At 55.3% G+C, this 16,699-nt stretch carries 12 protein-coding genes; 8 read left to right on the top strand and 4 right to left on the bottom strand.

Annotation, left to right across the window (positions count from 1 at the left end; all coding sequences use genetic code 11):
- Positions 1–80: 80 nt before the first annotated feature.
- Complete coding sequence (gene barA / locus ACR42C_RS18155; RefSeq protein WP_320720715.1) at positions 81–2,840, bottom strand: two-component sensor histidine kinase BarA; 2,760 nt, start codon at positions 2,838–2,840, stop codon at positions 81–83.
- Between the two features lie 57 nt (positions 2,841–2,897).
- Between barA and rlmD the strand changes: the two genes are divergently transcribed.
- From rlmD to eno, 5 genes are all read left to right on the top strand, one after another.
- Positions 2,898–4,196 carry a 23S rRNA (uracil(1939)-C(5))-methyltransferase RlmD gene (gene rlmD, locus ACR42C_RS18150; RefSeq protein WP_320720716.1) on the top strand — a complete coding sequence of 433 codons (1,299 nt, stop codon included), beginning with the start codon at positions 2,898–2,900 and terminating at the stop codon, positions 4,194–4,196.
- A 51-nt stretch (positions 4,197–4,247) separates the two neighbouring features.
- Positions 4,248–6,479: a GTP diphosphokinase gene (relA, locus tag ACR42C_RS18145; RefSeq protein ID WP_008499628.1), complete on the top strand. Its 2,232-nt coding sequence runs from the start codon at positions 4,248–4,250 to the stop codon at positions 6,477–6,479.
- 69 nt (positions 6,480–6,548) lie between these two features.
- On the top strand, positions 6,549–7,340 hold the full coding sequence (mazG, locus tag ACR42C_RS18140; RefSeq protein WP_116343483.1) for a nucleoside triphosphate pyrophosphohydrolase: 792 nt from the start codon (positions 6,549–6,551) through the stop codon (positions 7,338–7,340).
- 223 nt (positions 7,341–7,563) lie between these two features.
- A complete protein-coding gene (gene pyrG, locus ACR42C_RS18135) occupies positions 7,564–9,201 on the top strand; it encodes a glutamine hydrolyzing CTP synthase (RefSeq protein ID WP_116343482.1) in 1,638 nt (545 codons plus the stop codon).
- Positions 9,202–9,283: 82 nt separating this feature from the next.
- On the top strand, positions 9,284–10,582 hold the full coding sequence (eno, locus tag ACR42C_RS18130) for a phosphopyruvate hydratase (RefSeq protein WP_006811784.1): 1,299 nt from the start codon (positions 9,284–9,286) through the stop codon (positions 10,580–10,582).
- A 53-nt stretch (positions 10,583–10,635) separates the two neighbouring features.
- Here eno and ACR42C_RS18125 read toward each other — a convergent pair whose 3' ends face one another.
- Both ACR42C_RS18125 and ACR42C_RS18120 read right to left on the bottom strand, forming a co-directional pair.
- On the bottom strand, positions 10,636–11,745 hold the full coding sequence (locus ACR42C_RS18125) for an SDR family oxidoreductase (protein WP_479984411.1): 1,110 nt from the start codon (positions 11,743–11,745) through the stop codon (positions 10,636–10,638).
- A 357-nt stretch (positions 11,746–12,102) separates the two neighbouring features.
- Positions 12,103–12,927, bottom strand: a complete 825-nt coding sequence (locus ACR42C_RS18120; protein ID WP_116343480.1) for a MurR/RpiR family transcriptional regulator — start codon at positions 12,925–12,927, stop codon at positions 12,103–12,105.
- 165 nt (positions 12,928–13,092) lie between these two features.
- Here ACR42C_RS18120 and ACR42C_RS18115 point away from each other — a divergent pair, with 165 nt between their 5' ends.
- The 3 genes from ACR42C_RS18115 to queE are packed head-to-tail and all read left to right on the top strand — an operon-like array spanning position 13,093 to position 16,085.
- Complete coding sequence (locus tag ACR42C_RS18115) at positions 13,093–14,652, top strand: PTS transporter subunit EIIC (protein WP_479984410.1); 1,560 nt, start codon at positions 13,093–13,095, stop codon at positions 14,650–14,652.
- A complete protein-coding gene (locus tag ACR42C_RS18110; protein ID WP_316380126.1) occupies positions 14,652–15,359 on the top strand; it encodes an N-acetylmannosamine-6-phosphate 2-epimerase in 708 nt (235 codons plus the stop codon). The genes ACR42C_RS18115 and ACR42C_RS18110 overlap by 1 nt, the downstream gene beginning before the upstream one ends.
- 54 nt (positions 15,360–15,413) lie before the next feature.
- Entirely contained in the window at positions 15,414–16,085 is a 672-nt protein-coding gene (queE, locus tag ACR42C_RS18105; protein ID WP_316380127.1) for a 7-carboxy-7-deazaguanine synthase QueE, read from the top strand.
- Positions 16,086–16,113: 28 nt separating this feature from the next.
- On the opposite strand, the gene queD is transcribed toward queE, so the two are convergent.
- The gene (gene queD, locus ACR42C_RS18100) at positions 16,114–16,476 is read right to left on the bottom strand and encodes a 6-carboxytetrahydropterin synthase QueD (RefSeq protein WP_014885039.1); all 363 of its coding nucleotides are present in this window, start codon (positions 16,474–16,476) and stop codon (positions 16,114–16,116) included.
- Between the last annotated feature and the right edge of the window lie 223 nt (positions 16,477–16,699).

Below are 16,699 nucleotides of genomic sequence, written 5' to 3'. Positions count from 1 at the left end.
CAAAGGGGAGAGGGACTTTGTACACCCTCGCCCCTTTGGGGAGAGGGCCGGGGTGAGGGGAAAATCAGGCCGCACCCGCCTCAGTTCCCCAATACCTTCATCGCTTCCCGCGTTACGTTATCCATTTCATCCAGCAGCTCCAGGAACTCCGGTTCAAGCTCCGATTCCGGCGTACCCGCGCGCAGCTGCTGCTCCAGCAGCTGGCAGAGGTTTTTCAGTCGCGGTACGCCGCTGTAGCCGCAGCTGCCGTGCAGCTTGTGGATCGCTTCCAGCAGTTCTTCCGGGTTCTCGCCCACCAGCTGTTCTTCAACCTTGTTCCGAATCTCCGGCAGAAACGCGACCAGCATTTGCAGCATCTCTCGCGCTAAATCGGGTTTTCCTGCTGCCTGGCGCAGGGCAAGCTGCCAGTCAAAAGTCGCGTTCTGGTTGACGCTGATTTCAACCGGTTCGCTGGAAACCGTGTACGTCCCACCAATGTGCCCCGGCTTATAGCGTAACAGCAGGTTATGAAGCTTCTCTTCGTCGATAGGTTTCGCCAGGTAATCATTCATCCCGGCACTCAGCAGCTTCTCTTTCTGACCGGCCATCGCATGCGCGGTGACCGCAATCACCGGCGTTTGCTGCTGGTGCGGGAGCTGGTGGATCAGCTCACAGGCCCGAATGCCATCCATGCCCGGCATCTGAATATCCATCAGAATCAAATCGAACTGCATCTGTTTAGCCAGTTCAACCGCCTGCGCGCCGCTGGTACACAGCTCAACGTGCTGAACCTGGTCTTCCAGCAATACGCCAATTAGCTTCAGGTTTGCCGGATTATCATCCACCGCCATCACGCTCATGGGCAGTTTTTGCTCATCGTTAATCAACGGCAGGGCGTGCTGGCTAAGACGGCAATACTCCGTGAGCGCGGGCAGCAGGCGAGTCGCGGTGAGCGGCTTAAGCAGGCATGCTGCCGCCCCGTCGTTTTTCAACTCTTCCGCATTTATCTGGGCGTGGCAGGGCAGTGCCAGCAGCAGGTAGTCTGTCATCGACGCGGCTTTCGCCAGCCGCTCCTGCTGCATGGTCAGCTCGCCGGTGAAAGTCACCGGGATCCCCATCAGCAGAATGTCGTAATGATCAACGGCAAGGGCTGAGAAGGTTGGACTGTAAACCACCTCCAGCGGCGTGGTGCTTAAGATATCCAGCGCGCACTGCGCCGCCGCCGCGTTAGGCTCGACGTAGGCCAGACGCTTCCCTTTCAGACAGTCCGTCACCGGGCCGTCGGTCAGCACGTTTGGATTGAGGTCCAGGTTAATGTGGAACCAGAAGGTTGAGCCGCGGTTTGGCTGGCTATGGAAAGAGATATCTCCGCCCATCTCGTTCACCAGCCTCTGCGTGATCACCAGCCCAAGCCCGGTACCGCCATGGCGGCGGGAAATGCTGGCATCTGCCTGGCGGAAGGCCTGGAACAGACGCGACTGATCCCGCTCCGGAATGCCGATGCCGGTATCGCGGATTTGAACCTCAATCTGTACCTTGTTATTACTGATCGCGCGTTTTTCTACCAGGATGTCGATGTTGCCGCTTTCGGTGAATTTAATGGCATTCCCGACAAGATTGGTAATGACCTGCTGCAGGCGCAGCGGATCGCCAATGACGTTGTCCGGCACGTCGTTTTTAATATTGAGCGTTAGCTCAAGGCCCTTGTCGTGCGAGGAGTGCGCGAGCAGCGTCACCACTTCATCGAGCGTACTGCGCAGCGGGAACGGAATACTTTCCAGAATCAGTTTGCCCGCCTCCAGCTTGGAGAAGTCCAGCACGTCGTTAATGATCGCCAGCAGGTTATTGGCCGAACGTTCAATGGTGTGCAGGTGATCGCGCTGAGTCGGATTAAGCTCGCTTTTTAGCGTCAGGCGGGTAAAGCCGATCACGCCATTGAGCGGCGTGCGCAGCTCGTGCGACATATTGGCCAGGAACTCAGACTTAATACGCGCCGCTTCCTGAGCGCGCTTTTTCGCCAGATCCAGCTCAACGTTCTGGATCTCCATCTGCTCCAGCGTTTCGCGCAGGTCAGAGGTGGCCTGGTCAACGTTATGCTGCATCTCTTCATGATAGGCCGCCAGCGACATCGCCATCGAGTTAATGCCGTTTTTCAGCATATCCAGCTCGCCCAGCATAAATCCTTCCACGCGGCTGTCGAGCTGTCCCCGGCGGATGCGGTCAACGGTGTTAACCATATTACGGATGGGGCCTGTTACGTCGCGCATCAGACGCCAGCCGAAGATCAGCGCGATACCAATGCAGAACAGCATCATCACGCCAGAGATAAAAATTTCTTTGTACTGCTGCAGCCGTACCGACTTGAGATCCAGCTCCAGCGCTACATATCCCAGCATGTTATTGCTGGATTTAGCATCGGATTGCGCAGACTCATCGGGGGAATAGCTTTCCGACACGATCGGCGTGCGCAGGATCATGATATCGCCGCGGCGCAACACGGTGAGATGGCGCGGGAAGGGCGTACCGTCCGGGATCTTCAGCGTTGCCGGATCGAGATGAAAATTCGAGGTGACAAACAGGCGGTTATGTTCGTCGTAAACGGAAATGGCGCGAACAATGTCCGAGTGGCGCCGGTGGAGCACGCTGATTAACTGCCCAATGGATTCGCGGTTTTGCAGGTTCATCCCGTACTCGCTTGAGACGGCGAGCGGTTCGATAATGCTGGCGCCTGCATCCTCCAGCTGTCGCTGCAAATCGTTATAGCGGTGCACGACAAAGAAGATACTCAGCAGCAAACCGATGAGAACGGTGGGGGCGAGGATCAAAATCATCATGCGCGCGCGCAGGCTGTAGTTGGTCATGGCGTTCCGTTATGGGACAATTAAAATAATTATGTTTATGTGAGAAAAATCTCGGCGATGGCGCAATTCTACTCTGCAAAGCGACGCGTGACGACGCGTCAAATCATTACTGTTGAAACCACGGAGCTTGATCCGTTTGGTCAGGGAGTGGCTCGTCACAACGGTAAGACTCTGTTTATAACAGGTTTGCTGCCAACAGAACGAGCAGAAATTACGCTGACGGAAGACAAACGCCAGTACGCGCGCGGACAGGTGAAGCGTCGCCTCAACGATAGCCCGCAGCGCGTGGCGCCCCGCTGCCCCCATTTTGGCGTGTGCGGCGGCTGCCAGCAACAGCATGCGAGCACAGAATTACAGCAAAAAAGTAAAAGCCAGGCCCTGGCGCGTCTGCTGAAGCACGACGTTAACGAAATTATCGCCGATGAGCCCTGGGGCTATCGCCGCCGCGCGCGTCTTAGCCTGAGCTATCAGCCTAAAACGGCGCGGCTGGAGATGGGTTTTCGCAAAGCGGCCTCCAGCGATATCGTTGACGTGAAGCAGTGCCCCATTCTGGCGCCCCATCTTGAGGCATTGCTTCCTGACGTGCACCGTTGTCTTGCATCGCTCGACGGGGTGCGTTCACTGGGCCACGTTGAACTGGTGCTGGCGAACAATGGCCCGCTGATGGTGCTGCGCCACACCGCGGCGCTGTCGAAAAAAGATCGCGAAAAACTGGAACGCTTTTCGCATTCTCATGAGCTTGCGCTTTTCCTCGCGCCGCAAAGCGAGATACTTGAACAGGTAACAGGTGAAGCTCCCTGGTATGCGTCAGACGGGCTACGCTTAACGTTCAGCCCGCGGGATTTCATTCAGGTCAACGACGGCGTAAACCAGCAGATGGTGGCGAACGCCCTGGCATGGCTTGACGTACAGCCCACTGACCGGGTGCTCGATCTGTTCTGCGGCATGGGTAACTTTACTCTGCCGGTGGCGCGCAGAGCGGCAAGCGTCGTCGGCGTGGAAGGCGTTGAGGCGCTGGTGGCGAAAGGGCAGGAGAACGCGCGGCAGAACGGCTTGCAAAATGTGACATTCTTTCATCAAAATCTTGAGGACGATGTCACCCAACAGCCGTGGGCACAGCAGGGCTTTGACAAAATCCTGCTCGACCCGGCGCGTGCCGGTGCCCCGGGCGTGATGGCACATATTATTAAACTCGCGCCGAAGCGTGTGGTCTATGTTTCCTGTAACCCGGCAACGCTTGCCCGGGACAGTGAGGCGTTACTCAGCGCGGGTTACCAGATTCAGCGTCTGGCAATGCTGGACATGTTCCCGCACACTGGACATCTGGAATCGATGGTGTTGTTCGAGCACATCTAATTTGTTTGGCTTGTCGACTTCGACAGGCCCTGGTCCCTAAAGGAGAGGACAATGGTTGCGGTAAGAAGTGCACATCTCAATAAAGCTGGGGAGTTTGACCCACAAAAATGGATCGCAAGTCTGGGAATTTCCAGCCAGCAGTCGTGTGAACGCTTAACCGAAACCTGGGCCTACTGTCTGCGCACCACGCAGGGACACCCGGATGCCGATCTTCTCTTATGGCGCGGCGTGGAGATGGTGGAAATCTTGTCCATGCTGAACATGGACATCGAAACCCTGCAGGCCGCGCTGCTGTTCCCTCTCGCGGATGCGGACGTAGTCAGCGAAGATGTGCTGCGCGACAGCGTCGGGAAATCCGTCGTTGCGCTGATCCACGGCGTGCGCGATATGGCGGCTATCCGCCAGCTTAAAGCCGCGCATACCGACTCCGTCTCCTCTGAGCAGGTTGATAACGTCCGCCGGATGCTGCTTGCCATGGTGGATGATTTCCGCTGCGTGGTCATCAAGCTGGCCGAGCGTATTGCCCACCTGCGCGAGGTCAAAGATGCGCCGGAAGACGAGCGCGTGCTGGCCGCAAAAGAGTGTACGAACATTTATGCCCCGCTGGCGAACCGCTTAGGGATTGGTCAGCTGAAATGGGAGCTGGAAGATTACTGCTTCCGCTACCTGCATCCGGCAGAATATAAGCGCATTGCTAAACTTCTGCACGAGCGCCGTATCGACCGCGAGCACTATATCGAGGAATTTGTCGGCGGCCTGCGCCAGGCGATGAAAGAAGAGAATGTGCGTGCCGAAGTTTACGGTCGACCTAAGCATATCTACAGCATCTGGCGCAAAATGCAGAAGAAACACCTCGCCTTTGACGAGCTGTTTGACGTGCGCGCCGTGCGTATCGTGGCGGAGCGTCTGCAGGACTGCTACGCCGCGCTGGGTATAGTACATACTCACTTCCGCCATCTGCCGGATGAGTTCGATGACTACGTCGCGAACCCCAAACCAAACGGCTATCAGTCCATTCATACCGTGGTGCTTGGCCCCGGCGGCAAAACGGTCGAGATTCAGATCCGCACCAAACAGATGCATGAAGACGCCGAGCTGGGCGTTGCCGCGCACTGGAAATATAAAGAAGGTACCTCGGGCGGAGCGCGTTCTGGCCATGAAGACCGCATTGCCTGGCTGCGCAAGCTGATTGCGTGGCAGGAAGAGATGGCCGACTCCGGCGAGATGCTCGATGAGGTGCGTAGCCAGGTCTTTGATGACCGCGTCTACGTCTTTACCCCGAAAGGGGACGTTGTCGACCTGCCGGCCGGCTCTACGCCGCTCGATTTTGCTTACCATATCCACAGCGACGTGGGGCACCGCTGCATCGGGGCGAAGATCGGCGGACGTATCGTACCGTTTACCTACCAGCTGCAGATGGGCGACCAGATTGAAATCATCACCCAGAAGCAGCCTAACCCGAGCCGCGACTGGCTTAACCCGAACCTGGGTTACGTCACTACCAGCCGCGGGCGCTCTAAAATCCACGCCTGGTTCCGCAAGCAGGATCGTGACAAAAACATTCTTGCCGGTCGCCAGATCCTCGACGACGAGCTGGAGCACATCGGGATCAGCCTGAAAGAGGCGGAAAAGTTCCTGCTGCCGCGCTACAACTTCAACGAGCTGGACGAGCTGCTGGCGGCGATTGGCGGCGGTGATATCCGTCTTAATCAGATGGTCAACTTCCTGCAGGCGCAGTTCAACAAGCCTAGCGCGGAAGAGCAGGACGCGGCGGCGCTGAAGCAGCTGCAGCAGAAAACCTATGCCCCGCAGCAGCGCAGCAAAGACAACGGCCGCGTGGTGGTTGAGGGCGTGGGCAACCTGATGCACCACATCGCCCGCTGCTGCCAGCCGATTCCGGGTGACGACATCGTCGGCTTTATCACTCAGGGGCGCGGGATCTCTATCCACCGCTCCGACTGCGACCAGCTTGCGGAGCTGCAGTCCCATGCGCCGGAGCGCATCGTGGAGGCGGTCTGGGGTGAGAGCTACTCCGCCGGTTACTCGCTGGTGGTGCGCGTTACCGCCAACGACCGCAGCGGTCTGCTGCGCGATATCACCACCATTCTCGCCAACGAGAAGGTCAACGTGCTGGGCGTTGCCAGCCGCAGCGATACTCGCGAGCAGCTTGCCACCATCGATATGACCATCGAAATCTACAACCTGCAGGTGCTCGGCCGCGTGCTTGGCAAGCTGAACCAGGTGCCGGATGTGATTGACGCGCGTCGTCTGCACGGCGGTTAAGATTTTCCTCTTTTGTAGGCCGGGTAAGGCGTAAGCCGCCACCCGGCATTTTTTTATCAGGACATAATCATGACTCAAATCGACCGCCTGCTTGGCATCATGAAACGCCTGCGCGACCCGGAAAACGGCTGTCCATGGGACAAAGAGCAGACTTTCGCTACCATCGCGCCCTATACCCTCGAAGAGACCTATGAGGTGCTGGACGCCATTTCCCGCGAGGACTTCGATGACCTGCGCGGTGAACTCGGAGACCTGCTGTTCCAGGTGGTCTTCTACGCCCAGATGGCGCAGGAGGAAGGGCGCTTTAACTTTGAGGATATCTGCGCCGCTATCAGCGACAAGCTGGAGCGCCGCCACCCGCATATCTTTGGCGATGCCACCGCAGGAAACAGCGCAGAGGTGCTGGCCCGCTGGGAGCAGATAAAAAGCGCCGAGCGCGCTGAAAAGTCCCAGCACTCTGCGCTGGACGACATCCCGCTGAGCCTGCCCGCGCTGATGCGCGCCCACAAAATTCAGAAACGCTGCTCGGCCGTGGGTTTTGACTGGGACTCTCTGGGACCGGTGCTGGGTAAAGTGCATGAAGAGATCGATGAAGTGATGCACGAAGCGCAGCAGGCGGTGGTGGATGAAGCAAAGCTGGAGGAAGAGATGGGCGACCTGCTGTTCGCGACCGTCAACCTTTCTCGCCATTTAGGGGTAAAAGCAGAAACCGCCCTGCAAAAAGCCAACCTGAAATTCGAACGACGCTTTCGTGAAGTAGAGCGGATTGTGGCCTCGCGCGGCCTGGAAATGACCGGAATTGACCTCGACGCTATGGAAGAAGTCTGGCAGGAAGTAAAACGCCAGGAATCTGATCTCTAACGGAATTTTGCGATCAAGCGCAATTTGTGTGATTTTTTAAATGACAAGCGCTTGATTTGCGTCAAAAACATTTACCCAAAAGGGGCTATTTTCTCACTCCTTATGTTTGTCATGGCCTGGAATGGAGACGGAGAATGAAAGTTTGTGGCGCTCGCCGTGTTCGGGTATACTACTTTCCCGTCCTGGTTATTCCATCGTTTCACCCTAACTTCTCAGGTTCAGCATGACAACGAACTATATTTTTGTGACCGGCGGGGTCGTATCCTCTCTGGGTAAAGGCATTGCCGCAGCCTCCCTCGCAGCCATTCTTGAAGCCCGTGGCCTCAATGTGACCATGATGAAACTGGATCCGTACATCAACGTCGATCCTGGCACCATGAGCCCAACCCAACACGGGGAAGTGTTCGTTACTGAAGACGGCGCTGAAACCGATCTGGATCTTGGCCACTACGAGCGTTTCATTCGTACCAAAATGACCCGTCGTAACAACTTTACGACTGGCCGCATCTACTCTGACGTTCTGCGTAAAGAGCGCCGCGGTGACTACCTGGGCGCGACCGTGCAGGTTATCCCACACATCACTAACGCAATCAAAGAGCGTGTCCTTGCCGGTGGCGAAGGGCATGACGTTGTGCTGGTTGAAATCGGCGGCACCGTGGGTGATATCGAATCCCTGCCATTCCTCGAAGCGATTCGTCAGCTGGCGGTAGACATTGGTCGTGAACACGCGCTGTTCATGCACCTGACGCTGGTGCCTTACATGGCGGCAGCAGGTGAAGTGAAAACCAAACCGACTCAGCACTCTGTTAAAGAGCTGCTCTCCATCGGTATTCAGCCTGACATCCTGGTTTGCCGCTCTGATCGCGCAATCCCGGCGAACGAACGTGCGAAAATTGCATTGTTCTGTAACGTGCCTGAAAAAGCCGTTATTTCAATGAAAGATGTCGATTCCATTTATAAAATCCCGGGCCTGTTGAAATCACAGGGTCTGGACGATTATATTTGTAAACGATTCAGCTTGAACTGTCCGGAAGCTAACCTGTCTGAATGGGAACAGGTTATTTACGAAGAAGCTAACCCGGCGGGCGAAGTGACTATCGGTATGGTCGGCAAGTACATCGAACTGCCGGACGCCTATAAGTCTGTTATCGAAGCGCTGAAACACGGTGGTCTGAAGAACCGCGTCTCCGTGAACATCAAGCTGATTGATTCGCAGGATGTTGAAACACGTGGCGTTGAAATTCTGAAAGATCTGGATGCTATCCTCATCCCTGGCGGCTTCGGCTACCGTGGTGTTGAAGGCAAGATCGCCACTGCACGCTATGCGCGTGAAAACAATATTCCATACCTCGGCATCTGCCTGGGTATGCAGGTTGCGCTGATCGAATTTGCGCGCAACGTAGCGGGAATGGAAAACGCGAACTCTACGGAATTTGTGCCAGACTGTAAGTACCCTGTAGTGGCGCTGATTACGGAATGGCGTGACGAAGACGGTAACGTTGAAGTCCGTACCGAGAAGAGCGATCTGGGTGGCACTATGCGTCTTGGCGCACAGGCTTGCCAGCTGTCCGACGATAGCGTGGTTCGCAAGCTGTACGGCGAGCCGGTCATCACCGAGCGCCATCGTCACCGCTATGAAGTCAACAACATGTTGTTGAAACAAATTGAAGCCGCGGGCCTGCGTGTTGCGGGTCGCTCCGGGGATGATCAGTTAGTCGAGATCATCGAGGTGCCAAACCATCCGTGGTTTGTCGCCTGCCAGTTCCACCCGGAATTTACTTCAACGCCGCGTGATGGACATCCGCTGTTTGCAGGCTTCGTGAAAGCCGCCAACGAGTACCAGAAGCGTCAGGCGAAGTAAAAAAAGTTAGAACGGCAACGCGTACCAACGGTACGCGTTGTTTGTCTGGAGTTTTAGTTTAACTTGTACTGAGGAAAATCTAATGTCCAAAATCGTTAAAGTCATCGGTCGTGAAATCATCGACTCCCGTGGTAACCCGACCGTTGAAGCCGAAGTTCATCTGGAAGGTGGTTTCGTCGGTATGGCAGCTGCTCCATCAGGTGCTTCTACAGGTTCTCGCGAAGCGCTGGAACTGCGTGATGGCGACAAATCCCGTTTCATGGGCAAAGGCGTACTGAAAGCGGTTGGCGCTGTTAACGGTCCTATTGCTCAGGCTATCGTTGGCAAAGATGCCAAAGATCAGGCTGGCATCGACAAGATCATGATCGATCTGGACGGTACTGAAAACAAATCTAACTTTGGTGCGAACGCAATCCTGGCAGTTTCCCTGGCGAACGCCAAAGCAGCAGCCGCTGCTAAAGGTATGCCACTGTTCGAGCACATCGCTGAACTGAACGGCACCCCAGGCAAATACTCTATGCCTGTACCAATGATGAACATCATCAACGGTGGTGAGCACGCAGACAACAACGTTGATATTCAGGAATTCATGATTCAGCCAGTTGGCGCGAAAACCCTGAAAGAAGCGGTTCGTATGGGTTCTGAAGTGTTCCACAACCTGGCGAAAGTTCTGAAAGCTAAAGGTATGAACACTGCTGTTGGTGACGAAGGTGGCTACGCGCCAAACCTGGGTTCTAACGCAGAAGCACTGGCTGTTATCGCTGAAGCGGTTAAAGCAGCAGGCTACGAGCTGGGCAAAGACATTACCCTGGCGATGGACTGTGCAGCATCTGAATTCTACAAAGACGGTAAATACGTTCTGGCTGGCGAAGGCAACAAAGCGTTCACCTCCGAAGAGTTCACTCACTTCCTGGAAGACCTGACCAAACAGTACCCAATCGTTTCTATCGAAGACGGTCTGGACGAGTCTGACTGGGATGGTTTCGCATACCAGACCAAAGTACTGGGCGACAAAATCCAGCTGGTTGGTGACGATCTGTTCGTAACCAACACCAAGATCCTGAAAGAAGGCATCGAGAAAGGCATCGTTAACTCCATCCTGATCAAATTCAACCAGATCGGTTCTCTGACCGAAACGCTGGCTGCGATCAAAATGGCGAAAGACGCTGGCTACACCGCTGTTATCTCTCACCGTTCTGGCGAAACTGAAGACGCGACCATTGCTGACCTGGCTGTGGGTACCGCTGCTGGCCAGATCAAAACCGGTTCTATGAGCCGTTCTGACCGTGTTGCTAAATACAACCAGCTGATTCGTATCGAAGAAGCGCTGGGTGAAAAAGCGCCTTACAACGGTCGTAAAGAGATCAAAGGCCAGGCATAATTGCTTAAGCCTTAAAATGAAAATGCCAGTCGAATGACTGGCATTTTTTTTGGCTATTTAAAATCGACCGCCATCTGCTCCGGAATGGTTAGCCCCCGGGTGGTTTGCACGCAGCGGGCAATATAATCCGTAAACCGGGGTGGCTTTGGCATCCCCATGCTGAGCAGTTTATCGTTGCTGAAGCGCACGTTCAGCGTGGCAAAGGCACCGTATAAACGCATGGCTCTCAGCATCAGACGTTCGTTGCATGGGCCAAAAATTGTTTTCAGCTCACGGCGCATTTTGACCAGCGTTTCGTAGCTGACCTGCGCGTACTTATCGCCAACAGGCGCTTTCTCCAGTGCCTGCGCCATCGCCCGATCGATATCCGCAAAGCGAACGCTATTCTCTTCCCCGGCAGAAATGTGTACCACTTCTCCCGGACGCGCGTTGCTGTTGAGCAGCATTAACATCGCATCGGCGCAATAATCCACCGGGACAACGTCGATTCGGTCTTCCATCGAGCACATAAACTTCTGCAGCATCAGGCCCATGCTAAAGACCCAGAAGATGCTGCTCGACGGCGTGCAGCCGTGGCGGGTATGGCCGACGACGATGGACGGACGAGCGATGAGCAACGGCAGATTCGGGCACTTCTGGCGCATCAGCTGTTCGATGGTTGACTTCGAATACGTGTATTCCACCAGGTGCTCAGCATTTTCTCTGAATTCCGCACTTTCGGAGACCAGCGAATCCTGCTCCGGCGTGCATGACATTGCGGTGCCTACGTGCAGGAAACGCTGCAGCCCTGCGACCTGCTCCATGCGGCGCGCCAGCGCAAGGGTACCTTCGACGTTTACCTTCCAGATCAGCGGGTTATTCCCAAATGACGCAACTGCCGCACAGTTAACGACATGCGTAACCTTGTCCAGTCGGGGATCGTTCAGAAAGGCTTCCGGGTGGCTGAGGTCACCAATAAGGATATTATCCACGCTCAGGGAGGCCAGCTTCTTCTCAGGAACGTTAAACTTACGCATGTTCTCCTGCACGCGCGCCAGCCCGCTCTGCGGATCGTCGGCGCGGGCAAGCAAAAGGAGTTTTACGGATTGATCGCTGGTCAGGATTTTTTCAAGTACTGCCCCGCCCAGAAAACCGGTCACGCCTGTAATCAATAACATCTTCATTAATACCGTCTCATTATGATTGATGAGGCGGATTGTAGGCGCGCAAAAGTAAACGGCATTTAAATAATAAAACGCAGGAATCGAGAGCGTCTTAAGCTTATTTTAAGGAAAGGAAATCAGGGGAAAATATTGGACAGTGCGGAGAGCGGGAAAATTCAATTTATTAATATTTATATTTCAACCATATGATTTTAAATCGATTTTATCGAGGTTGGTGGCGCGATGAGTGTAATTCAAAATGTAATAAATAAAATATTTTGTTACACCAAACGTTTATCAAATAAATGAATTGAGCCTTGCTTAAGTGAAATTGGGAAAAATAAAACGCAGGCTATTTATTAAGCCTGCGAATGGTTTTCAGAGCAGAAGAGGAAGCGTGGCGCTGGCCGTTTGCTGGCTAACGTCAGCGTAATGACCATCCAGAGCAATCATGGATGTCGTCAGCAATTCGATCAGCAGCATCACCCCAACCTTGGCATTGAGCGCACCTGCGCTAAGGGGGCCTTCTGGCTTGGCGGCCACCAGCTGCATATCGCTAAGAGACGCCAGCGGGCTGCGGGGCGTGTTACTGAGCGCAAGAACTTTCACGCCCCGCTTGCGGGCAAGTTTCACCACGTGAAGCAAATCTCGCGTTGAACCGGAACTGGAGATCGCCACCACCAGCGTCTCTGCCGAAAGCGTTGTCGCATTCATGGCTGCGCGGTGCATATCGCTAAACAGCTGTGCAGGTTTACCCAGCCTTAATAGCTTGTAATGCAGGTACTCCCCGAGGATCGCGCTGGCCGCGACGCCATAAATCTGCACGGATTGCGCCTGGTGCAGCGCCAGTGCGGCCTTTTCAAGTAGTGCGCGGTCGAGGAGTCTCGCGGTATCCTGCAGAGCCTGAACCGACTCATCCACCACGCTGTCAATCTCATCCCCCGCCTGACGCGCGGGCTGGCCCTGCTGAATATCCAGCGCCAGCGCCATTTTAAATTCGTTATACCCTTTGCAGCCCAGCGTCCGGCAAAGACGCGTCACGCTGGCCTCGCTGGTGTGGCTCTCGCGCGCCAGCTCGGTGATGGTCAGGTAGAGCACCCGGGCAGGGTCGCTCAGGACAAACTCGCCGAGTTTTTGCTGCGTTGGGCTGTACCCGGAAGCCTCCTGGCGGAGCTTCAGCAGCAGATTTTCATGGTCCGACATGCCACGTCCTTAATGTGTTTCGCTGCGACTAGTGTGGCGGAAAGGAGGGGAAAGATGCCAGTCATTTTGAAAAAGTATGATCGGCCTCCTGGTTTTTGATGATAATTTTCACTATTAAATATTAATATGATAAAAATTTTCATCTTTTAACGGGGGGATGAAAAAATGATGCAAATATTCATTGGCGCTTCGTCGGGGGGATGGTTTGAAAAAGCGCAGCGCTTTGGCAAATCCTTTATGTTGCCTATCGCCGTGTTGCCCGCGGCGGGTCTGCTGCTCGGTATCGGCGGGGCGTTATCGAACCCCAATACGCTGGCGGCCTATCCATTTTTAGATGTGAGCTGGCTTCAGGCCATTTTCACCATCATGAGCAGTGCCGGTTCAATTGTGTTTGCAAACCTCTCGGTGCTGTTTGCCGTTGGGGTGGCCGTCGGTCTGGCAAAAAGCGATAAGGGCACGGCGGGGCTGGCGGCGCTACTCGCGTTTCTGGTGATGAATGCCACCATCAACGCGCTGCTGATCCTCACCGGCAAACTGGCGCACGAAAACCCCGGTGCTGTCGGGCAGGGCATGACGCTGGGCATTCAGACGCTGGAAACCGGCGTGTTTGGCGGCGTGGTGATTGGTCTCGTGACCTGCGCGCTGCACCACCGTTTTAACAAGATAGCGCTTCCGCAGTTCCTGGGCTTTTTTGGCGGCTCGCGCTTTGTCCCTATTATCAGCTCGCTGGCGGCGATACTCGTCGGTGCGCTCATGACCGTGGTCTGGCCGCACTTCCAAAAGTTGATTTTTGGTCTGGGCGGGCTGGTGGATGCCACCGGTTATCTGGGCACCCTGCTGTACGGCTTCATTTTGCGCATGCTGGGCCCGTTTGGTCTGCACCACATCTTCTATCTGCCGTTCTGGACCACCGCGCTCGGCGGCAGCGAGATTGTCAACGGTCACCTGGTGGAGGGCACGCAGCGGATCTTCTTCGCCCAGCTGGCCGATCCCACGACGCGTCAGTTTTACGAAGGCACGTCACGCTTCATGTCCGGGCGCTTTATTACGATGATGTTTGGCCTGCTCGGCGCCTGTCTGGCGATGTACCACACGGCTAAACCGGAGAATAAAAAGCGCGTTGCCGGGCTGCTGCTCTCCGCGGCGTTAACCTCGTTTCTGACGGGAATAACCGAGCCCATCGAGTTCTCCTTCCTGTTTATTGCCCCGGTGCTCTACGTCATTCACGCGCTGTTTGACGGGCTGGCGTTCATGCTCGCACACATGCTGCACATCACCATCGGGCAAACCTTCTCCGGCGGTTTTATCGACTTCGTGCTGTTCGGCATCCTGCAGGGGGAGGCCAAAACCAACTGGATGTTCGTTCCGCTGGTCGGCGTGCCCTGGTTCTTCCTCTACTACTTCACTTTCCGCTATCTGATTAACCGCTTTGATTTTGCCACGCCGGGTCGGGAAAGGGAGGCGATGGCCAGTGAAGTGGCCTTATCGCAGAGCGAGCGCGCCGTTGCGGTGATCGCCGGGTTAGGCGGAAAAGACAATCTCGAAGAGGTGGACTGCTGCGCCACGCGTCTTCGCGTCACGGTGAAAGACGGCAGCAAAGTGAATGATGCGGCGCTGAAAGCCACCGGCGCGCGCGGCGTCATCGTGCGCGGTAACGGCGTGCAGGTCATTTATGGCCCGCACGTCACGATTATCAAAAACGAAGTGGAAGAGATCTTATCGTAATGAAAACTGTACTGGGTAACCTGAAGGGAAAACTGGTCGTCTCCTGTCAGGCGCTGGAAAATGAACCGCTGCACAGCCCGTTTATCATGTCGCGGATGGCGCTGGCGGCGGCGCAGGGCGGGGCCGCCGCCATTCGCGCCAACAGCGTGGTGGATATCAAAGCCATTAAGCAGCAGGTCTCTTTACCTGTCATCGGCATCATCAAGCGGGATTATTCAGATAGTGAGGTGTTCATCACCGCCACGATGAAGGAGGTGGATGAGCTCATGGCCGTCTCTCCGGAAATCATTGCGCTTGATGCGACGGCGCGGGAGCGTCCCGGTGGGGAATCCCTGGAAACGCTGGTCACGCGCATCCGCTCGCGTTATCCCTCGGTACTGCTGATGGCGGATATTTCCACGGTAGACGAGGCCGTGACGGCGCAGGCGCTTGGCTTTGACTGCGTCGGCACCACGCTTTATGGCTATACGGCGGAAACGGCGGGCCATTCGCTTCCGGAGAACGACTGCGCGTTCCTGAAGGCCGTGCTGGCTGTCGTGACGGTTCCGGTGATTGCCGAAGGCAATGTGGATACGCCTGAACGCGCGGCCAGATGCCTGGCGCTGGGTGCGCATACGGTCGTTGTCGGCGGGGCGATTACCCGTCCACAGCAAATCACCGCGCGCTTTATGGCGGCGATTAGCGCGCAAAGCACCGATGGAGCATGACCATCCGGCGGGGATCTGCGATACTTATCGTTTATCCCCTTTACTGAGATGACTATGCAGTACCCGATTAACGAGATGTTCCAGACCCTGCAAGGCGAGGGTTACTTTACCGGCGTTCCCGCTATTTTCATTCGTTTACAGGGATGCCCGGTTGGCTGTGCCTGGTGTGATACCAAACATACGTGGGATAAGCTCGCAGATCGGGAAGTGTCGCTGTTTAGCATTCTGGCGAAAACTAAAGAGAGCGATAAGTGGGGCGCGGGCAGTCCAGAGGATCTGCTGGCCATTATTGGTCGTCAGGGCTGGACGGCGCGCCACGTCGTGATCACCGGCGGTGAACCCTGCATCCACGATCTGACGCCGCTGACCGAGCTGCTCGAAAAGAACGGCTACAGCTGCCAGATCGAGACCAGCGGCACCCATGAAGTGCGCTGCTCGCATACCACCTGGGTGACGGTATCGCCAAAAGTGAATATGCGCGGCGGGTATAACGTGCTGTCTCAGGCGCTGGAGCGCGCGGATGAAATCAAGCACCCGGTAGGGCGCGTGCGTGATATCGAAGCGCTGGATGAACTGCTGGCAACGCTGACGGATGAGAAGCAGCGGGTGATTGCCCTGCAGCCGATCAGCCAGAAAGAGGATGCGACGCGCCTGTGCATTGAAACCTGCATTGCGCGCAACTGGCGCCTGTCGATGCAGACGCACAAGTACCTGAATATTGCCTAAAAAAAAGCCCGGTTTGCCGGGCTTTTTTTTACTCTCCGCGATACACGCAGCCTGCCGTGCAGGTCTCTTTGATCATCACCGCGCTCAGCAGCGGTACCAGCGGCTTCATCTGATCCCAAATCCATTTTGCCAGCACTTCGCTGGTCGGGTTTTCAAGACCCGGGATTTCATTCAGGTAGTAGTGATCCAGACGATCGTAGGTCGGCTTAAACGCGGCTTTCAGCTCGGCAAAGTCCATGATCCAACCGGTATGCGGATCAACTTCACCGGTGATCTCAAGACGCACCATGAACGAATGCCCGTGCAGGCGGCCGCATTTATGCCCTTCAGGCACATGCGGAAGGTGGTGGGCGGCTTCGAAGGTGAAATCTTTAAACAGTGTGGTGGACATGATCGCTCTCAGTAATGCGGAAAAAACCGCCGCATAGTACCGGAAAGCACAATTTTTAGCATTAACTAAAACGGCTCTGAACGACACCAGCCTCACATTCAGGGGCTTTATCTATTTTTATTATTGCATTTCAATAGGTTATTTAATCGTTTTTATCGTTAAGAACGATAACTAAAACAGGTTAGTCCATTTGGTTATTTATTATTTCCATCCCTTCTTTAAT

Source organism: Enterobacter sp. MG-EB028 (assembly GCF_056673305.1).
This window is presented reverse-complemented; position numbering and strand designations above follow the sequence as displayed.